Annotated in this window: 14 protein-coding genes; 5 read left to right on the top strand and 9 right to left on the bottom strand. The window is 72.1% G+C overall.

Annotation, left to right across the window (positions count from 1 at the left end; all coding sequences use genetic code 11):
* Positions 1-161: 161 nt before the first annotated feature.
* The 3 genes from J7I97_RS06460 to J7I97_RS06450 all read right to left on the bottom strand — a co-directional run bounded on the left by J7I97_RS06460 (position 162) and on the right by J7I97_RS06450 (position 3,847).
* A complete protein-coding gene (locus tag J7I97_RS06460) occupies positions 162-2,483 on the bottom strand; it encodes a cation-translocating P-type ATPase (RefSeq protein WP_285441165.1) in 2,322 nt (773 codons plus the stop codon).
* An 87-nt stretch (positions 2,484-2,570) separates the two neighbouring features.
* Positions 2,571-2,879, bottom strand: a complete 309-nt coding sequence (locus tag J7I97_RS06455; protein ID WP_214931553.1) for a heavy-metal-associated domain-containing protein — start codon at positions 2,877-2,879, stop codon at positions 2,571-2,573.
* A gap of 293 nt (positions 2,880-3,172) precedes the next feature.
* Positions 3,173-3,847 carry a TetR/AcrR family transcriptional regulator gene (locus tag J7I97_RS06450; protein ID WP_214931551.1) on the bottom strand — a complete coding sequence of 225 codons (675 nt, stop codon included), beginning with the start codon at positions 3,845-3,847 and terminating at the stop codon, positions 3,173-3,175.
* 132 nt (positions 3,848-3,979) lie between these two features.
* Here J7I97_RS06450 and J7I97_RS06445 point away from each other — a divergent pair, with 132 nt between their 5' ends.
* A complete protein-coding gene (locus J7I97_RS06445; protein WP_214931549.1) occupies positions 3,980-6,322 on the top strand; it encodes an MMPL family transporter in 2,343 nt (780 codons plus the stop codon).
* Positions 6,323-6,437: 115 nt separating this feature from the next.
* Here J7I97_RS06445 and J7I97_RS06440 read toward each other — a convergent pair whose 3' ends face one another.
* The 3 genes from J7I97_RS06440 to J7I97_RS06430 form a co-directional block, all read right to left on the bottom strand.
* Positions 6,438-6,638 carry an AlpA family transcriptional regulator gene (locus J7I97_RS06440; protein ID WP_214931547.1) on the bottom strand — a complete coding sequence of 67 codons (201 nt, stop codon included), beginning with the start codon at positions 6,636-6,638 and terminating at the stop codon, positions 6,438-6,440.
* A gap of 264 nt (positions 6,639-6,902) precedes the next feature.
* Entirely contained in the window at positions 6,903-7,916 is a 1,014-nt protein-coding gene (locus J7I97_RS06435) for a Gfo/Idh/MocA family protein (protein ID WP_214931545.1), read from the bottom strand.
* A gap of 20 nt (positions 7,917-7,936) precedes the next feature.
* On the bottom strand, positions 7,937-8,851 hold the full coding sequence (locus tag J7I97_RS06430; protein WP_214931544.1) for a sugar phosphate isomerase/epimerase: 915 nt from the start codon (positions 8,849-8,851) through the stop codon (positions 7,937-7,939).
* Between the two features lie 108 nt (positions 8,852-8,959).
* Here J7I97_RS06430 and iolC point away from each other — a divergent pair, with 108 nt between their 5' ends.
* From iolC to J7I97_RS06410, 4 genes are read left to right on the top strand one after another with little or no spacing between them, the layout of a single operon-like run.
* The gene (gene iolC / locus J7I97_RS06425; protein ID WP_214931719.1) at positions 8,960-9,874 is read left to right on the top strand and encodes a 5-dehydro-2-deoxygluconokinase; all 915 of its coding nucleotides are present in this window, start codon (positions 8,960-8,962) and stop codon (positions 9,872-9,874) included.
* A 20-nt stretch (positions 9,875-9,894) separates the two neighbouring features.
* Positions 9,895-10,734, top strand: coding sequence for a 5-deoxy-glucuronate isomerase (gene iolB / locus J7I97_RS06420; protein ID WP_251049463.1), 840 nt, complete (start codon positions 9,895-9,897; stop codon positions 10,732-10,734).
* Positions 10,731-12,605 (top strand): 3D-(3,5/4)-trihydroxycyclohexane-1,2-dione acylhydrolase (decyclizing), encoded by a 1,875-nt coding sequence (gene iolD, locus J7I97_RS06415; RefSeq protein ID WP_214931540.1) that lies wholly within the window; start codon positions 10,731-10,733, stop codon positions 12,603-12,605. Before iolB ends, iolD begins: the two co-directional genes overlap by 4 nt.
* 12 nt (positions 12,606-12,617) lie before the next feature.
* Positions 12,618-14,117, top strand: a complete 1,500-nt coding sequence (locus tag J7I97_RS06410; protein ID WP_214931538.1) for a CoA-acylating methylmalonate-semialdehyde dehydrogenase — start codon at positions 12,618-12,620, stop codon at positions 14,115-14,117.
* Between the two features lie 53 nt (positions 14,118-14,170).
* On the opposite strand, the gene J7I97_RS06405 is transcribed toward J7I97_RS06410, so the two are convergent.
* The 3 genes from J7I97_RS06405 to J7I97_RS06395 all read right to left on the bottom strand — a co-directional run bounded on the left by J7I97_RS06405 (position 14,171) and on the right by J7I97_RS06395 (position 18,058).
* The gene (locus J7I97_RS06405; protein WP_214931536.1) at positions 14,171-15,301 is read right to left on the bottom strand and encodes a WxL protein peptidoglycan domain-containing protein; all 1,131 of its coding nucleotides are present in this window, start codon (positions 15,299-15,301) and stop codon (positions 14,171-14,173) included.
* 79 nt (positions 15,302-15,380) lie between these two features.
* Positions 15,381-16,673, bottom strand: a complete 1,293-nt coding sequence (locus J7I97_RS06400) for a hypothetical protein (protein WP_214931533.1) — start codon at positions 16,671-16,673, stop codon at positions 15,381-15,383.
* Positions 16,674-16,882: 209 nt separating this feature from the next.
* Positions 16,883-18,058 (bottom strand): S8 family peptidase, encoded by a 1,176-nt coding sequence (locus J7I97_RS06395; protein WP_251049453.1) that lies wholly within the window; start codon positions 18,056-18,058, stop codon positions 16,883-16,885.
* Between the last annotated feature and the right edge of the window lie 134 nt (positions 18,059-18,192).

The following is an 18,192-nucleotide window of genomic DNA, read 5'->3' as shown; positions in this document are numbered from 1 at the left end:
GGCTGATGCCTCGGGAATCCCCCAAGACTCCCGTGAACGTCCCCCAAGACGTTCTTGGCATCGCCCCATTAGACCCGTGGCACCGCCCGATGGTTACGTTCAGATCACTGTGATCTGCGTCTCCCGTGAAGGAACTGTGCCGGAACCGGGGAGACGATCCACTACCGGAAGGATCGCAACCGGAGGCTGTTGCTGACCACGAAAACGGAGGAGAAGGCCATCGCAGCCCCTGCAATCATCGGGTTGAGCAGTCCGGCGGCCGCCAGCGGCAGCGCCGCCACGTTGTAGCCGAAGGCCCAGAAAAGGTTGCCCTTGATGGTCGACAGGGTCCGCCGCGAGAGCCGGATCGCGTCCGCCGCCACCCGCAGATCGCCCCGTACGAGGGTCAGGTCGCCCGCCTCGATGGCCGCGTCGGTGCCGGTGCCCATGGCCAGGCCGAGGTCGGCCTGGGCGAGGGCGGCCGCGTCGTTGACCCCGTCGCCCACCATGGCGACCGTACGGCCCTCCGCCTGGAGGCGGCGCACGACGTCGACCTTGTCCTGCGGGAGCACCTCGGCGATCACCTCGTCGATGCCCACCTCGCGGGCCACCGTCTCGGCCACGGCCCGGTTGTCGCCGGTCAGCAGTACCGGGGTGAGGCCCAGCGCCCGCAGCAGGGCGACCGCCTCGGCGCTGGTCTCCTTGACCGCGTCAGCCACCGTCAGGACCCCTCGGGCCGCCCCGTCCCAGGCCACCAGCACCGCGGTGCTGCCGGCGGCCTCGGCGGCCTCCTTGGCCTGCGCGAGCCCGGCGGGCAGGGTGATCGCCCAGTCGGACAGCAGCCGCTCGCGGCCCACCAGGACGGCGTGCCCGTCGACCACGCCCTGCACGCCGAGCCCGGCCACGTTCTCGAAGCTCTCAGGGACCGGCAGATCGCCCGCCAGCTCGGCCGCGCCCGCGGCGACGGCCTGCGCGATCGGGTGCTCGGAGGCGTGCTCCAGGGAGCCCGCGAGGCGGAGCAGCTCCTTCTCGTCCACGCCCTCGGCGGTGTGCACCGCCCCGAGGGTCATCCGGCCGGTGGTGACCGTGCCGGTCTTGTCCAGCACTACGGTGTCCACCCGGCGGGTGGACTCCAGCACCTCGGGCCCCTTGATGAGGATGCCGAGCTGCGCGCCGCGGCCGGTGCCGACCATCAGCGCGGTCGGGGTGGCCAGCCCCAGGGCGCACGGGCAGGCGATGATCAGGACGGCCACGGCGGCGGTGAAGGCGGCCGTCGGGTTGTCGGTGATCAGCAGCCAGGTCACCCAGGTGCCGAGCGCGAGAAGCAGTACGACCGGTACGAAGACCCCGGAGATCCGGTCGGCGAGGCGCTGCACCTCGGCCTTGCCGTTCTGCGCGTCCTCCACCAGCCGGGCCATCCGGGCGAGCTGGGTGTCCGCGCCGACCCGGGTGGCCTCGACGACCAGGCGGCCGGAGGCGTTGACGGTGGCGCCGGTGACCGGGTCTCCGGCCGTGACCTCCACCGGGAGCGACTCACCGGTCAGCATCGAGGCGTCCACGGCGGAGCTGCCCTCGACGACGGTGCCGTCGGTGGCGATCTTCTCGCCGGGGCGGACGACGAACAGGTCGCCGACCACGAGGGCGCTCACCGGGATGCGGACCTCCGCACCGCCGCGCAGGACGGCCACGTCCTTGGCGCCCAGTTCCAGCAGGGCCTTGAGCGCGGCGCCCGCCTTCCGCTTGGAGCGGGCCTCCAGGTAGCGGCCGAGCAGGATGAAGCTGACGACGCCGGCCGCGACCTCCAGATAGATGGTGGAGGAGCCGTCGGTGCGCGAGATGGCGAAGTCGAACCCGTGGCGCATGCCGGTCATCCCGGCGGTCCCGAAGAACAGGGCCCACAGCGACCAGGCGAAGGCGGCGAGGGTGCCGACCGAGACCAGGGTGTCCATGGTGGCGGCGCCGTGCCGGGCGTTGGTCCAGGCGGCCTTGTGGAAGGGGAGGGCGCCCCAGACGACGACGGGGGCGGCGAGGGTGAGCGAGAGCCACTGCCAGTTGTCGAACTGGAGGGCCGGGATCATCGCGAGCAGCACGACGGGGAGGGCGAGGGCCGCGGAGACCAGCAGTCGCCCGCGCAGCGCCGTCAGCTCGGGGTCCCGTACCTCCTCGGGCTCCGGTGCGGCCGTGGCGGTGTCCGTCGCGGGCGTCGTGGGCTGCGGCGCCGGCGGCGGGGGCTCCTGCGCCGTGTACCCCGTCTTCACGACGGTCGCGATGAGGTCGGCGACCTGTACGTCATCCGCGTAGGAGACCCGGGCCTTCTCGGTGGCGTAGTTCACCGTGGCGGTGACGCCGTCCATCCGGTTCAGCTTCTTCTCGATGCGGGCCGCGCAGGAGGCGCAGGTCATCCCGCCGATGGTCAGCTCGACCTCGGCCGTCTCGGTCGTTTCGGTGGCCTCGACCGCTTCGGATGCCGCTATGGGTCCGTCGTGCACTGTGCTGCTGCTCATGTCCGGCTCCAGGGGGAAGGCCGGGCCGTACGGAACCAGTATGAGCTGGCCGGTACGGCCCGACGAGGTACTGCGTGGAGGAGGTGCTCAGGCCTGGTCGGCGGCGAGCTCGTATCCGGCCTCGTCCACCGCGGCGCGCACGTCGTCCTCGGCGAGCGGGGCGGCGGAGACCACGGTGACCTCGCCGGTCGCGGCCACGGCCTTGACCGAGCTGACGCCCGGCAGGGCGGTGAGCTCGGCGGTCACCGCGCCCTCGCAGTGCCCGCAGGTCATGCCGGTCACCCGGTAGACGGTGGTGACTGCGCCGGTCTGGACGTCCGCCGCGCTGTCGTGGCAGGAGCTGGTGCTGGAGCAGCAGGAACCGGCCGACTGCTGGGTTTCCGTCTCGGCGGTCATGTCGTTCTCCTCTTCGGGGGCGTGCGAGTCCGGTCGCCGGGCGGGGCGGCGATTCACTCCAACCGTCCTCCCCGACACTCAGAGACTATACCCCTAGGGGGTATCGAAGCGAGCATCTTCAGCAGTTCTTTCCCGCCGGGCGGGTTGTGATGGACAAGTCCCCGTGAACCGTATGTAAACGGCACGCCCAAGGCGTGGCGCACGCGGGGCTCTCCTCCTGATCAGGACGATCGCGCTGCTCGCGCCCATGGCAGGGGCGGATTCGGTCTCGGGGCCGCCTTCGTGAGCCCGGGTCAGCGAGGGGGAGTCGCGGTGACCATCGGCTCCAGGTAGCGCAGCAGGACGGTCTTCAGTTCGGTGATGTAGGCGGCCCGTTCGGCGCCCTCGTGAGCCAGGATCAGGTCCAGCGCCGCCTTGAAGATTCCCAGGATCATGTTCGAGGTGTGGGCGAGCTCGGCCGACGTGGCCTCCGGGGTGTAGGTGCGCAGGACGCCTTCGACCCGGGTGAGCAGGTTGGAGTGAAGCTCCTCGTGCTCCTGGGTCATGCCGGGGACGCCGGAGCCGTGCATGAGGGCCCAGAAAGCCGGGTTCTCGCAGTTGAAGGCGATCACCGGGTCGAGGACGGCGTCCAGCAGCTCGGGCAGCGGCTTGGACAGGTTCTCGGGCAGGAAGGCCTGGCCGTGCAGCTCGTGCGCGCGGTGCAGCAGGTGGCCGCCCAGCTCGACCGCGATGGCCTCCTTGTTCGGGAAGAACTGGTAGAGCGTGCCCGGTGAGACGCCGGCCTCGCGCGCGATGGCGTTCGTGCTGGCCGCGGCGTAGCCGGTACGGCAGAACACGCCGGCCGCCGCCGCCAGGAGCTGGGCGATCCGGCGTTCCCCGCGGGCCTGGCGGCGGCGCGGGGTGCCCGCCGCCTCCGAGTCCTTTTCAGCACCTTTGTCCGTCGGTGCGGCCTGGGGGTCCTTCGGCATGTCCCATTCCTTTGCTTCCCGTGGGTGATTGACAAACGCGAGAGGTCACTCGCATTCTTGGGAAACGCGAGCGACTGCTCGTGTTTGCCAGTCTAAATGTCCTGGCAATCACGGTGAAGGGGACACCGAGCCATGTCCGAAGTCAAGAAACCGCCGTCGCCCGGGGAGAGCGGCTGGTGGACCCGGTTCGTCACGGCCCGGCCGCGGCTCTCGCTGCTGCTCGCCCTGGTGGTCACGGCACTGGCCGTGTTCGCGGGCGGCGGCGCCGCCGCCCGGATGGGCAGCGGCGGCTGGGAGGACCCGGACGCCCGGTCCACCTATGCCACCGAGGCCCTGGAGCGCGAATTCCCGTCCTCCCAGCCCAATCTGCTGCTCCTCGTCGACGCGGGCGCCGGGGTGGGGAAGGCCGGGGTGGACGATCCCGCCGTCGCCGCCGAGGCGGAGCGGCTGACCACCCGGCTCGCCGCCGAGCCGGGGGTGACCGGGGTCGGCTCGTACTGGCGCACACAGCTGCCCACCCTGCGCTCCGAGGATGGGCGGCAGGCGCTGATCGCCGCCCGGGTGGTCGGCGACGAGAAGGCCGCCACCGAGGTAGTGGCGCGGATAGCCCCGCGCTACGAGGGCGAGCACGGACCGGTGCGGGTCTCCCTCGGCGGGCGGGTTGCGGTCCAGCGCGAGGTGACCGCCACCATCCAGGAGGACCTGCTGCGCGCCGAGCTGATCGCCCTGCCGGTGACGCTCGTCCTGCTGATCCTCGTCTTCGGCAGCGCCATCGCCGCCCTGCTGCCGCTCGGCGTCGGCATCGTCGCCATCATCGGCACCAACGCCGTGCTGCGGGGCCTCACCGAATTCACCGACGTCTCCGTCTTCGCCCAGAACCTCACCACCGCGCTCGGCCTCGGGCTCGCCATCGACTACGCCCTGTTCATCGTGCGGAGGTTCCGCGAGGAGCTCGCGGCCGGCCGGGACCCGGTGGGGGCCATCGGAGCCACCCTGCGCACCGCCGGGCGCACCGTGCTGTTCTCGGCGCTGACCGTCGCGGTCGCGCTCTCGGCGATGCTGTTCTTCCCCATGTACTTCCTGCGCTCCTTCGCCTACGCCGGGGTCGCGGTGGTCCTGCTCGCGGCGGCGGCCGCGCTGATCCTGCTGCCGGCGGCGCTGGTGCTGCTCGGGGAGCGGGTCAACTCCCTCGACCTGCGCCAGCTGTGGCGGCGGCGCCGGCGTAAGGCGGGCCCGGGCGGCGCCGGTGCCGAGGAGGCCGGCCTCGCCTCCGGTGCTTCCGGCGAGTCGGGGCGGGGCTGGGCGCGGTCGACCGCGCTGGTGATGCGCCGGGCCCCGTTGTTCGCCGTGGCCACCACGGCGGGGCTGCTGCTCCTCGGACTGCCCTTCCTCGGGGTGAAGTTCGGCACCGTGGACGACCGCCAGCTGCCGGAGACCGCTTCATCGCATCTGGTGCAGCAGCAGATCCGGGACGGCTTCCCGGGCAGCCCCGGGAGCGGGCTGATCGTGCTGGCCGAGGGGGCGCGGAGCCCCGCCGACCTCGACGCCTACCGGCAGCGGGTGGCCGGTCTGGAGGGGGTGCTCCGGGTGGACGGCCCGGTCAGTTCCGGCCCCGGCGCGCGGTCCGCGTACTTCTCGGTGATCACCGAGGGCGAAGCCGTGGGGCAGCAGGCCCGGGACCTGGTCGGCGAAGTGCGGAAGGTGGACGCCCCCTTCGAGACCTCCGTGACCGGACAGGCGGCGGTGCTCGTCGACGCCCAGGACGCCATAGCCGAGAAGCTGCCCGCGGCGCTGGCCTTGGTGGTACTGGCCACGCTGCTGCTGGTCTTCCTGCTCACCGGCAGCGTGCTCATACCCCTTCAGGCGATATTGCTCAACGCGCTGAGCCTGACGGCGATGTTCGGAGCGGTGGTGTGGGTCTTCCAGGAGGGCAACCTCTCCGGACTGCTCTCCTTCACCTCCACCGGGGACATCGAGACCACCCTGCCCGTGCTGATGTTCTGCATCGCCTTCGGGCTCTCCATGGACTACGGGGTGTTCCTCATATCCCGGATCAAGGAGGAGTACGACCGCACCGGGGACCACGAGGGGGCGGTGCGCACCGGGTTGGCGCGCACCGGCGGGCTGATCACCGCGGCTGCCGTGATCCTGGCGGTGGTGATGGTGGCCATCGGCACCTCGCGGGTCACCAACACCAAGATGCTGGGGCTCGGGATCGCGCTGGCCGTGCTGATGGACGCGATGGTCGTCCGCAGTCTCCTGGTCCCGGCGGTCATGAAGCTGACCGGGAAGGCCACCTGGTGGGCGCCGGGCCCGCTGCGCAGGCTCCACGAGCGGTTCGGTCTGAGCGAGGGGGAGTCCGCGCCGGCGGCAGTGCCGGCGGATTCGGCGGATTCGACCGAGGCGGCGGATTCGGCGGAGTCGGCCGGGCCGGAGGCGGGGGAGCCGGAGAAGATACCGGCCGGGAGCCGATAGCGCGCGGCCCGACCGGGGCCGGCGGGGGCTCCGGGTCGGCGGTCCTTCGGGCGGCCGGGGCCTTCGGGCGGCCGGGGTCCGAGGGGACCCCGGCCGCCCCGGGAACCGGCCCCGGTTAGTCCTCGCGGCGCCCCCGGTTGCCGGGTCGGCGGGCCACCCAGGCGCGGATGCTGTCGGCGTACCAGTAGGGCTTGCCACCCTCCTGGTGATCGGGCGCGGGAAGCAGCCCGTGCTTGCGGTAGGAGCGCACCGTATCCGGCTGGACCCGGATATGGGCGGCGATCTCCTTGTACGACCACAGCTGTCGGTCGCTCATCCACGACACCTCCTTGTCCACGCCGCGGGGCCGGCCGGGAGGCCGTCGGGGGAGCCGACGCGTGAACAGTGACGATCACTCGGGTAGTTCCCGGAGAACGACGCTGGGCGAGAGCAGGGGAGTGTCTGTCGACTGTCTGTGACGGAAGAACCGCGTAACGCGGACATGCGTGACACAAGGGCGACCGCTGTGACAGATGCGCCACAAGGGGGTGAGCGTGATGAACCGGCCCCGCGGGCGCGGCGTGCGGGGTGCGGCGACAGGTCAGTGGTAGAGGGGCGGCCGGTCCGCCAGTTCCACGGTGGTGCGCGTACCGGTGCGCGCGGCCGTGAGGCCCGCCTCGGAGACGGCGGCCGCGGCATAGCCGTCCCAGGCGGTGGGGCCCTCGACCCGGCCCCGGGCGGCTTGGGCCACCCACCGCCGCAACTGGCGGTCGTAGGCGTCGGCGAAGCGCACGGTGAAGTCCTGGGCGATCTCCCCGCCCCACCGGCCGGCGGACTGGACGACCATCGCGTGGCCGTCCCCGATGCGGGCGCTGCCGGCCTCGCCGACCGCCTCGCACTGCACCTGGTAGCCGAAACCGCAGTTGACGAAGATCTCCACATCGACGATCGCCCCGCCGGAGGTCTCCAGCAGCACCAGCCGGGGATCGCGCAGCCCCTCGGGGGCCGCCGAGGAGGGCGTGGGGGAGAGCACCGACACGGCGGTGATCTCCTGGCCGAGCAGCCAGCGGGCCGCGTCCACCTCATGCACCACGGAGTCGCTGATCAGCATGTCGCTGGTGAAGAAGGACGGCGAGGTGGCATTGCGGTGGCGGCAGTGAAGGAACAGCGGCCGCCCGATCCCGCCCGCGTCCAGCAGCTCCTTGAGCCGCTCGTACTCGGCGTCGTACCGCCGCATGAACCCGACCTGGACCAGGCGCCGGCCCAGCCGCTGTTCCGCCTCCATCACGCGCAGCGCCCCCGCCGGGTCCGGGGTCAGCGGCTTCTCGCACAGCACCGGCAGCTCCCGCTCCAGGGCGTGCCGGATGGCTTCCTCGTGGGCGGGCCCCGGGGAGGCGATCAGTACGGCCTGCACCCCGGGCGCGGCTATCGCGGCCGCCGGATCCGTATGGACGCTCGCGCCGTCCAGGCCCGCCGCGACCTCCTTGGCCCGGTCCCCGTCGGGGTCGGCCACGGCCACCACCCGGGCCCCGCCGACCGTCCCACCGATCCGGCGGACATGGTCGGCGCCCATCTTCCCCGTCCCGATGACGGCGATGCCTAGCGTGCTGCTCATCTCAAGTTCCCTTCAGCTGGTCAGCGGGCGCCACAGGAGCGCAGGTAGGAGCGGGTGCGGCGGGCGATCGGCAGCGGCTGGTCGGGCGGGCAGGGGTACATGTCCTGCTCCACGATGGCGAAGAGGTCCACGCCGAGCCGCTGCGCCGCGGCCAGTACGGGCTCCAGCGCGGGCACCCCCGACGGCGGTTCGCACATCACCCCGCGGGCCACCGCCGGCCCGAAGGGCACCTGCCCGGCCACGACTTCGGCGAGGATCCGCGGATCCACCTGCTTGAGGTGGAGGTAGCCGATGCGTTCGCCGAAGGCCTCGATGGCCTGGACGCTGTCCCCGCCGCAGTACGCGTAGTGCCCGGTGTCCAGGCAGAGGGAGACCAGGGCGGGGTCGGTGGCGTCGAGGAAGCGGGCCACGTTCTCCGGGGTGTCGATGTGGGTGTCGGCATGCGGGTGCACGACGATCCGCAGCCCGTACCGGTCCTGGACCTCCCGGCCCAGGCGCTCGGTCTGGGTGGTCAGTTCGCGCCATTGCCCGGCGGAGAGGGTGCGGTCCTCCAGCACCCCGCCGGTCTTGTCGTCGCGCCAGAAGGACGGGATCACGACGAGGTGCGCCGCACCCATGGCCTGGGCGAGCGCGGCGATCCGCGACACGTGCTCCCAGGTGTCCTCCCACACGGCGGGCCCGTGATGGAGTCCGGTGAAGACGGTGCCCGCGGAAACGCGCAGGCCGCGCTTGGCGGTTTCGTCGGCGAGGCGTGCGGGATCGGTGGGGAGATAGCCGTACGGGCCGAGTTCGATCCACTCGTACCCGGCATCGGCGACCTCGTCGAGGAACCGTTCCCAAGGGGTCTGCTCGGGGTCCTCCGGGAACCAGACACCCCAGGAGTCCGGAGCCGAACCGATGCGGATACGGGTCAACGCGGGTGGGGAGGACGTCATGGCGGCCACCTTAGGGGGCGAGGCTCGAATGGGCTGTAAGGACGACTGGGAGACGTGGGAGGAGTGCCTGTGACCACTGCGGACGGGCTGGGGTTCGACCTGATCACGATGGGGCGGATCGGGGTGGATCTCTACCCGCTGAGAATCGGTGTACCGCTCGCGGAGGCGGACACCTTCGGCAAGTTCCTGGGCGGCTCCCCGACGAACGTCGCGGTCGCGGCGGCGCGGCTGGGGCGGCGGGTGGCGGTGATCACCCGGACCGGCGCGGACCCCTTCGGGGCGTATCTCCGGGCGGAGCTGCGCGGGTTCGGGGTGGACGACCGGTGGGTGGCGGAGGTGGCTGCCTACCCGACGCCGGTCACCTTCTGCGAGGTGTTCCCGCCGGACCATTTCCCGCTGTACTTCTACCGCTCGCCGAAGGCGCCCGACCTGGAGATCGAACCGGGGGAGGTGGACCTGGAGGCGGTGCGGTCCGCGCGGGTGTTCTGGATGACGGGGACCGGGCTGAGCCAGGAGCCGAGTCGTACGGCGACCCTGGGCGCGCTGGAGGCCCGGGCGAAGTCCGGGATCACGGTCTTCGACCTGGACTGGCGGCCGATGCTGTGGTCGGGGGAGGAGCCCCGGCCTTGGTACGAGCGGGCCCTGGGCCTGGCGACGGTGGCGGTGGGCAACCTGGCGGAATGCGCGATCGCGACGGGGGAGGCGGAGCCGCACGCCGCGGCGATGGCCCTGCTGGCGGCCGGGGTGGAACTGGCGGTGGTCAAGCGCGGGCCGGAGGGCGTGCTGGCCGTGCACCGGGACGGGCTGGTGCTGGAGGTTCCGCCGGTTCCCGTCGAGGTGGTGAACGGGCTGGGGGCGGGGGACGCGTTCGGCGGGGCCCTGTGCCATGGGCTGCTGGAGGGGTGGGAACTCGGGCGGGTACTGCGGTACGCCAACGCGGCGGGGGCGATCGTGGCTTCGCGGCTGGCGTGCTCCTCGGCGATGCCGTACGCGAAGGAAGTGGAGGAGGTGCTGGGGTCGTGACGGTGACCGGGTCGCACGAGATGGACCACACGGCGCTGCGGATCCTGACGCTGGGGGCGGGGGATACGTACGCTCACCCGTGCGGGGACCGTGAGTGGATCGTCCTCCCGCTGGCCGGGGGGTGCGTGGTCCGCTGCGCGGAGCCGTCCCCCCGCCCCGCGGGGGCCCCGGACGCCGTGTTCGAACTGCGCGGCCGCGAGAGCGTGTTCACGGCCCTGACCGACTTCGCGTATCTCCCCCGGGGCGGCAACGCGGAGATCGGCTCCGCCGCAGGGGGACGATTCGCGCTCGTCGGGGCCCGCTGCGAGCACGTCCTGCCCGCCCGGTACGGGGCGGCCGAAGACGTCCCCGTGGAGCTGCGCGGGGCCGGTCAGTGTTCCCGGCAGGTCAACAACTTCGCCGCCGCCGACACCTTCGCCTGCGACCGGCTCATCGCCGTCGAGGTGCTCACCCCCGGCGGAAACTGGTCCTCGTACCCGCCCCACAAGCACGACGAGCACCACCCGGGACACGAATCCCGCCTGGAGGAGATCTACTACTTCGAGATCGAGCCGCACGACGGTACCCCCGGTCTCGGATATCAGCGTGTCACCCCCTCCCCCGCGGGGAAGACCGACATCCTCACCGAGGTGAGGACCGGAGACGCGGTGCTGATCCCGGACGGCTGGCACGGGCCCTCGATCGCGGCGCCCGGGCACGCCATGTACTACCTCAATGTGATGGCCGGCCCCGGGGAGACCCGGGAGTGGCTGATCCGCGATCACCCCGACCACGGCTGGATCCGGGGCACTTGGGCCGGCCAGGACATCGACCCCCGGCTGCCCTTCTACCGAGATCGAGCGGAGGAGGAGACCCGATGAGGCTCACCGTCGCGCAGGCCCTCGTACGGTTCCTGGCGCGCCAGTACACCGAGCGCGACGGCCGCCGGCACCGGCTGATCGCCGCCACCTGGGGAATCTTCGGACACGGGAACGTGGCCGGCATCGGGCAGGCGCTCCTGGAGACCGGCCAGGAGGACATGCCCTTCCTGCAAGGGCGCAACGAGCAGGCCATGGTGCACGCCGCCGTCGGGTACGCCCGCCAGCGCGGGCGGCTGTCCGCGCACGCCGTCACCACCTCCATCGGGCCCGGGGCGACGAATCTGGTCACCGGGGCAGCCCTCGCCACCGTCAACCGGCTGCCCGTGCTGCTCCTGCCCGGGGACGCCTTCGCGACGCGGCCCGCCGATCCGGTGCTGCAACAGCTCGAAGTGCCCTACGCCGGGGACATCTCCGTCAACGACGCCCTGCGGCCCGTCTCCCGCCACTTCGACCGGATCACCCGCCCCGAGGCCCTGATCCCGGCCGCCCTCCAGGCCGTGCGCGTGCTCACCGACCCGGTGCAGACCGGCGCCGTCACCCTCGCGCTGCCGCAGGATGTGCAGGTCGAGGCGTACGACTGGCCCGAGGAGTTCTTCCGCGAGCGGGTGTGGGGGGTGCGGCGGCCGCGCCCCGACCGTACGGAGCTCGCCCAGGCCGCCGAGGCGGTACGGGCCTGCGCGCGCCCCCTGATCATCGCCGGGGGCGGGATCCGGCACAGCGAAGCCCAGAGCGCCCTGGCGGAGTTCGCCGAGGCCACCGGCATTCCGGTGGCCACCACCCAGGCGGGCAAGGGCGTGCTCCCCTACGACCACCCCGCCGAGGTGGGCGGGATCGGGCACACGGGCACGGCGACCGCCGCCGAGCTGGCCCGCGGGGCCGATCTGGTGATCGCCGCCGGGACCCGGCTGACCGATTTCACCACCGCCTCGGCGACTTTGTTCCAGCACCCGGGCGTGCGGTTCATCGGGATCAACCTCGACCCGTACGACGCCCACAAGCTCACCGCCCGGCCGCTCGTCGGTGACGCCCGCGAAACCGTGGCCGAGCTGCGGCAAGCGGTCACCGGGTACCGGGTGGATCCCGCGTACGAGTCGACGTACAAAGAAAGGAAGAAGCGCTGGGAGCTGCGGGTCGACCAGGCCTACGCGGTGCCGGACGCCGACGAGGACGCGGCCCCCACCCAGGCCCAGGTGCTCGGGCTGCTCGACGGGATCGTCGATGAACGCGACATCCTGATCAACGCCGCCGGCTCCCTGCCCGGCGACCTGCACAAGCTCTGGCGGGCCCGGTCCGCCGACCAGTACCACGTGGAGTACGGGTACTCCTGCATGGGCTACGAGATCCCGGCCGCCATCGGCACCGCCCTCGCCGCGCCCGGCCGCCCGGTCTGGGCGCTGGTCGGCGACGGGACGTACCTGATGAATCCGACCGAGATCGTCACCGCGGTGCAGGAGGGCGTCCCGATCAAGGTGGTGATCCTCGACAACCACGGGTACGCGTCGATCGGAGGCCTCTCGGGAGCGGTGGGCGGCGAGGGCTTCGGGACCGCGTACCGCTTCCGGGCGGCGGACGGTTCGTACAGCGGGGAGCCCCTGCCCCTGGACCTCGCGGCCAACGCGGCCTCCCTCGGGATGGCCGTGATCCGCACCCGCACCATCGGTGACCTGCGGAAAGCCCTCGCCGAGGCGCGGGCGGCGGACCGTCCCACATGTGTCTACGCACAGACCCGAACACCCGACACTGTGTCGGGCCCACCCCCGGCACAGGCGTGGTGGGATGTTCCCGTGGCCGAGACCGCGACCCGTGCGGCGGCGGCTTCGGCCCGCGAAGAGTACGACCGGCAAGCCGCGCAGCGACGTCGCCATCTGTGAAGGAGCAAGGCAATGAAGACCGTCAACCACTGGATCGGTGGCAAGACCGTCGAGGGCGCGTCGGGCAACTACGGCCCGGTCACCGACCCGGCCACCGGCGAGGTCACGACCCAGGTCGCGCTGGCCTCGGCCGAAGAGGTCGACGCGGCGGTACAGATCGCGAAGGAGGCCTTCGAAAGCTGGGGCCAGTCCTCGCTGGCCGCCCGTACCAAGGTGCTGTTCGCCTACCGCGCCCTGCTGGACGCCAACCGTGACGCCATCGCCGAGCTGATCACCGCCGAGCACGGCAAGGTGCACTCGGACGCGCTGGGCGAGGTCGCCCGCGGCCTGGAGATCGTCGAGCTGGCCTGCGGGATCACCACCCAGCTCAAGGGCGAGCTGTCGACCTCCGTCTCGAACCGCGTGGACGTCTCCGCGATCCGCCAGCCGCTGGGCGTGGTCGCGGGCATCACCCCGTTCAACTTCCCGGCGATGGTGCCGATGTGGATGTTCCCGCTGGCTGTGGCCTGCGGAAACACCTTCATCCTCAAGCCGAGCGAGAAGGACCCGTCGGCTTCCAACAAGCTGGCCGAGCTGGCGAGCGAGGCCGGTCTGCCGGCGGGCGTGCTGAATGTCGTGCACGGTGACAAGGTCGCGGTGGAGGCTCTCCTGGCCCACCCCGACATCGCGGCCGTGTCCTTCGTCGGCTCGACCCCGATCGCCCGCCACATCCACACCACTGCCTCCGCCAACGGCAAGCGCGTGCAGGCCCTCGGCGGCGCCAAGAACCACATGCTGGTGCTGCCGGACGCCGACCTGGACGCCGCCGCCGACGCGGCGGTCTCGGCCGCCTACGGCTCGGCCGGCGAGCGCTGCATGGCGATCTCGGCGGTCGTGGCCGTCGGCTCCATCGCCGACGAGCTGGTGGACAAGATCCGCGAGCGGGCCGAGAAGATCAAGATCGGCCCCGGCAACGACCCGACCTCCGAGATGGGCCCGCTGATCACGGCCGCGCACCGGGACAAGGTCGCCTCGTACGTGAAGGGCGCCGCGGCCCAGGGCGCCGACGTGGTCCTGGACGGCACCGGCTACACCGTCGAGGGCAACGAGAACGGCCACTGGATCGGCCTGTCGCTGCTGGACAACGTGAAGACCGACTCCGACGCCTACCGCGACGAGATCTTCGGCCCGGTGCTGTGCGTGCTGCGCACCGAGACCTACGAGGAGGGCGTGGCCCTCATCAACGCCTCGCCGTTCGGCAACGGCACCGCGATCTTCACCCGCGACGGCGGTGCGGCCCGCCGCTTCCAGCTGGAGATCCAGGCCGGCATGGTCGGCGTCAACGTGCCGATTCCGGTGCCGGTGGGCTACCACTCCTTCGGCGGCTGGAAGGACTCCCTCTTCGGCGACCACCACATCTACGGCAACGACGGCGTCCACTTCTACACCCGCGGCAAGGTCGTCACCACCCGCTGGCCGGACCCCGCGGACGCCCCGGCAGGCGTGGACCTCGGCTTCCCCCGCAACCACTGACCCCGACAACCACCCCTGACCGCAGCCCCCTGACCGCAGCCCCCGGCCAACCCTCACCGGCCGGGGGTTCCTGCTGGCCGGGCCAAGGTCGGGTCGGGTTCGCGTTGTTCGTCGTCGTCCGTGCGGCGGCGGCGCAGAGTTCGGAAGGCGATGCCTGTGCCGGTCAGGAGCACGAGTGCGCCTGTGGCGGGCCACGGTACGGCTGCGAAGTCGGCCTCGGAGTCGGAGGACAGATCCGGGTAGGCCTCCGCCCCGGCTGAGATCCGTACGGTGACCCAGTCCAGCTGCGGTGCGTCCGCCCATGGCTCGGTCAGTTCGATCCGCTGGCCGGGGAGGAGCACCAGTTTCAGTTCGCGGGCCGGGCGGTTCAGTACGCTCCGGCCGAGCAGGCCCTCGGCGGTCACCGTCACCTTGGGCTCCACGACCACATTGCCCCGGTTGACCAGCGTGTACGAAACGGTGGCGCGGGCGTCCTTCAGCCAGGGCAGCAGGGGAGCGGCCCGGCTGACCTTCACGTCCTCCACGCTCAGCCCGGGGGTCACCGGCCCCGGCACGCGGAAGTACAGCCGGGCGCCCACCTGGCGCTTCACTCCGACCTTGACCTTGCCGTCCCCCTGGACGCCCTCCAGCTGGGTGTTGAGCGCGACGATCCCGCCGACGTGGTCGCCCGGGGTCGCGTCCTGCGGGACCTGCACGGTGAAGGGGATGTCCTTGCGGCCCTTGGGCGGCACGGTGACCGTCGTAGCGGTCTCCGGCGGCAGCGCGATCCACGCGCCGACGTCCTTGCGCTCGGCGTCGACCGGCAGCAGCGCGAAGGCGCCGCCCGCCGGGGTGTTCACGGCGTCCGTGGCGAAGATCTGGAACGTCAGCTCCTTGTCGGAGGAGTTCAGGATCGTCGCGCTGTCGCTGACGGTGGTCCCGGCCGGGCCCTGGTGGAAGAAGTACCCGCGGTCCGTGATCGCCGCACCGGCCGGGGGTGTCGGGAACACCCCCCAGGTGCCGTTGTCCGCGGCCGCGGCGGGAGCGGAGGCCGCCAGCAGGAGTCCGAGGGACAGGCCGAGGAGGGCGAGGAGGCCGACCACGCCGCCCAGGCCGACCAGGCCGTGGAGCGGACCGGGCAGAGGGCCGGGAGGACCGGGCAGAGGACCGTGGAGCGGGCCGTGCAGAGGGCGGCGGATGCGCATGGCAGGTCTCCAGTCGAGGCGGACAGGGGAAGAGGTGGTGCGGCGCCGGAGCGCCGCACCACCCCGGGGTGGAGCTAGGTCACGCGATCGAGAAGGTCACGACCGACTGGTAGCTGTCGGCGAACATGAACGGCGGGAGCTGGATCATCCCGGCGCCGCCGACGGCGAACTCACCACCGGTCAGCTCGTCCCCGCCGGCGGCCTGCGAGGCCACCTTCATCGGGGTGTCCGTGATCGCGCCGGGCGTGCCCGCGGTGCAGGTGCTCGGGCTGTCCGGGTTGGTCACGGTGCAGGACGGCTGGATGCCGATCTGCGCCTTGGCCATCGAGTGGCCGGTGGTCTCGTTCAGGAACGGAGTACGGGTCGCCGTCACGTCCCAGCCGAGCGAGCCGCCGCGGAAGTCCTGGACGGTCGCGGCGTTGAAGACGCCGACTACCGACTGGGCCTTGCCGTTGATGGTGACCGGCGGGAAGGCGACGGCCGGCTGGCCGTCCTTCGGGCCGAGCGCCAGCGGGCCGGGGAGCACCTCGATGTTGACCGGGTTCTTCACGCCCGCCTGGTCCTCCAGGAACACGAAGGACTTGTACGGGGTGACCGAGCCGTCGATCTTGATGGCGTCGGCCTTCTTGGTGACCGTGATGTCGCAGGTGGCGGCGCCGGTCGCGTCCGCCGAGCCGGTGCCTGTGTCACCGGTCGCCGTGCCCGCGAGCAGGGCGGAGCAGGTGACCGGGCCCGCCGGGAAGTTGGCGCCGGTGGCGACGACGGCGGTGCCGGCCTTGCCGCTGTTGGGCGTCAGCTTGGTGGTGACCGGGTCCTTGGGCAGCGCCTCGACGGCGACCGAGCCGAGTGAGGCGCTCGGCCGGGGTGCCGGGGTGCAGGTCGTGGTGAAGACCGAGCCGCTGAGGTCGGCGTCGGTCACCGCGAGGTCGAGCTTGACATCGACCGTGGTCCCCTCGGTGCCGTCGGGGATCTTGACGGTCCCGGAGAACGCCTTGGGGTCGAGCGGGGTTCCGGCCACGACGCTGACGGTCTCGGGCGGACTGGTGACCACCTGGGTGGTCGTACCGACCTTGAGGGTGATCTTGGTGGTGTTCACCGTGGTGACGGAGAAGCCGGGGACCAGCGGGCTCGCGCCCGGGTCGATCGTGATCGGGACGACATCGCCGGCCTTGGCCGTGTCGGGCAGGGTGATCGTGTAGTTCTGGTTGCCCGAACCGTCTGCCTGCGGCGCCGGTGCGTCGCAGTTCTCGAACACAGCGGTGGTCTTGGTCGCCGCCTGCGCGGTGCCTGAGAGGCCCACCACGCCACCCGTCAGTGCCAGGGAAAGGGCGCCCGCCCCGGCCAGAACTCTTCGTCGGAACGTTGTACTCACTGGGTCGCGACTCCTTCGTCAGACGAACCCTCCCCCCACCCGCTGTGTGGGGGAGGCCGAGCCGGTGCGGTGGCCGACATTGACGCGTCGCGGTGATGAGAAGTCAATGGATTGCTTTCGCCCGAAGGACACACAAATTGATGTCCCATCAGAACGGGTCTGATGGGACATCGGGTACCGACTGGTTGGTGTGCGAGGGGGCTGAAGGTCTACTTGTCCGTGGGGGTGTGCAGGAGCAGGTTCGGGGTGCCGGCCGGGAGGCCGCTGATGTGGTCCGAGACGGCGCCGCGCACCAGTGCCGCGGCGACCTGGGCCGGGGTCTTCGCGATGCCGTCCGCCAGGATCAGCGCGGCTACGCCTGCCACGTGCGGGGCCGCCATGGAGGTGCCCGTGGCCCGGGCGAGGGCGGTGGCGGAGCCCTTCCAGGCAGAGGTGACGGCCACACCTGGCGCGGAGAGGTCCACGCAGGAGCCGTAGTTGGAGAACGCCGGCCGCCGGTCCCGGGCGTCGGTCGCGGCGACCGTGAGGGCCTGGCGGACGCGGGCCGGGGATCCGGTGCAGGCGTCCGCGCCCTCGTTGCCGGCCGCCACGGTGACGGTGATCCCGGAGGCGACCGCCCGCATCACCGCCGCGTCCAGGGCGAAGCTACGGGTGCCGCCCAGGCTCATGTTCGCGACGGCGGGCGTCCCGGGGGCCTTGGCGGCGTCCTTCACCAGCCAGTCCAGGCCGCTCAGGATGTCCGACAGGCTCGCGGAACCGCGGCAGTCGGCCACCTTCACCGCGACGAGGGAGACCCCCTTCGCCACCCCGTACGTAGCACCGCCGACGGTCCCCGCGACATGCGTGCCGTGGCCGTTGCAGTCCGCGGAGCTCTCGAAGAACACCGCGTTGTGGCCGGCCCGGGCGCGGCCCCCGAACTCCTGGTGGCGGGTGTTGATCCCGGTGTCCACGATGTAGGCGGTGACACCCCGCGCCTTCGCGGCGTACGTGTAGGAACCGTCGAGCGGGAGCTCACGCTGGTCGATCCGGTCCAGTGGCCAGGGCGCGGGGTTCTGCGCGTCGCTCGTGTGGAACTCGGCGTCCGGCTCCACGGAGGCCACCCGGGGGTCGACGGCGAGGGCGGCGGCGCGGGCCGCGGTCGTACGGACGGCGAACCCGCTCAGCGCGGTGTCGTAGACGGCGCCGACCTTGTCCCCCGACTCCGCCGCCTCGGCGGCCAGGGCGCGGGCGGCCGGGGCTCGGGTCGCGGTGTCCTTGAGGACCACGACGTAGGGGGCGGTGGGGGTTGCGGCGGCGGGGCCGGCGTGGGCGGTATGCGGCGGCGGCAGGGCGGTGGCCGCCGCCAGCAGGGCGGCGGCCGGGAGCAGCGCGGTGAATGCGGTCATGCGGCCGATGCTCGGCGAGGCGCGGGGCGGGCGCGCGGAGGGTGCGCCGAGTGGGCGCACGACACGCCGCCGGAAGGGCTATTTGCGGTGGGGTCGGGGGCGCGGGCGCGGGCGGGCGGGGGCGGGGGCAGGGG

This window comes from Streptomyces sp. ISL-87, from assembly GCF_018614095.1.
GTDB lineage: Bacteria > Actinomycetota > Actinomycetes > Streptomycetales > Streptomycetaceae > Streptomyces.
The sequence above is the reverse complement of the archived record's forward strand: the minus strand, read 5'-3'. Positions and strand labels throughout refer to the sequence as shown.

Bases quoted from the DNA above. Each gene is read 5' to 3' on its own strand.
- J7I97_RS06460 (WP_285441165.1), bottom strand. From the start codon at position 2,483: ATGAGCAGCAGCACAGTGCACGACGGACCCATAGCGGCATCCGAAGCG.
- J7I97_RS06455 (WP_214931553.1), bottom strand. From the start codon at position 2,879: ATGACCGCCGAGACGGAAACCCAGCAGTCGGCCGGTTCCTGCTGCTCC.
- J7I97_RS06450 (WP_214931551.1), bottom strand. From the start codon at position 3,847: ATGCCGAAGGACCCCCAGGCCGCACCGACGGACAAAGGTGCTGAAAAG.
- J7I97_RS06445 (WP_214931549.1), top strand. From the start codon at position 3,980: ATGTCCGAAGTCAAGAAACCGCCGTCGCCCGGGGAGAGCGGCTGGTGG.
- J7I97_RS06440 (WP_214931547.1), bottom strand. From the start codon at position 6,638: ATGAGCGACCGACAGCTGTGGTCGTACAAGGAGATCGCCGCCCATATC.
- J7I97_RS06435 (WP_214931545.1), bottom strand. From the start codon at position 7,916: ATGAGCAGCACGCTAGGCATCGCCGTCATCGGGACGGGGAAGATGGGC.
- J7I97_RS06430 (WP_214931544.1), bottom strand. From the start codon at position 8,851: ATGACGTCCTCCCCACCCGCGTTGACCCGTATCCGCATCGGTTCGGCT.
- iolC (WP_214931719.1), top strand. From the start codon at position 8,960: ATGGGGCGGATCGGGGTGGATCTCTACCCGCTGAGAATCGGTGTACCG.
- iolB (WP_251049463.1), top strand. From the start codon at position 9,895: ATGGACCACACGGCGCTGCGGATCCTGACGCTGGGGGCGGGGGATACG.
- iolD (WP_214931540.1), top strand. From the start codon at position 10,731: ATGAGGCTCACCGTCGCGCAGGCCCTCGTACGGTTCCTGGCGCGCCAG.
- J7I97_RS06410 (WP_214931538.1), top strand. From the start codon at position 12,618: ATGAAGACCGTCAACCACTGGATCGGTGGCAAGACCGTCGAGGGCGCG.
- J7I97_RS06405 (WP_214931536.1), bottom strand. From the start codon at position 15,301: ATGCGCATCCGCCGCCCTCTGCACGGCCCGCTCCACGGTCCTCTGCCC.
- J7I97_RS06395 (WP_251049453.1), bottom strand. From the start codon at position 18,058: ATGACCGCATTCACCGCGCTGCTCCCGGCCGCCGCCCTGCTGGCGGCG.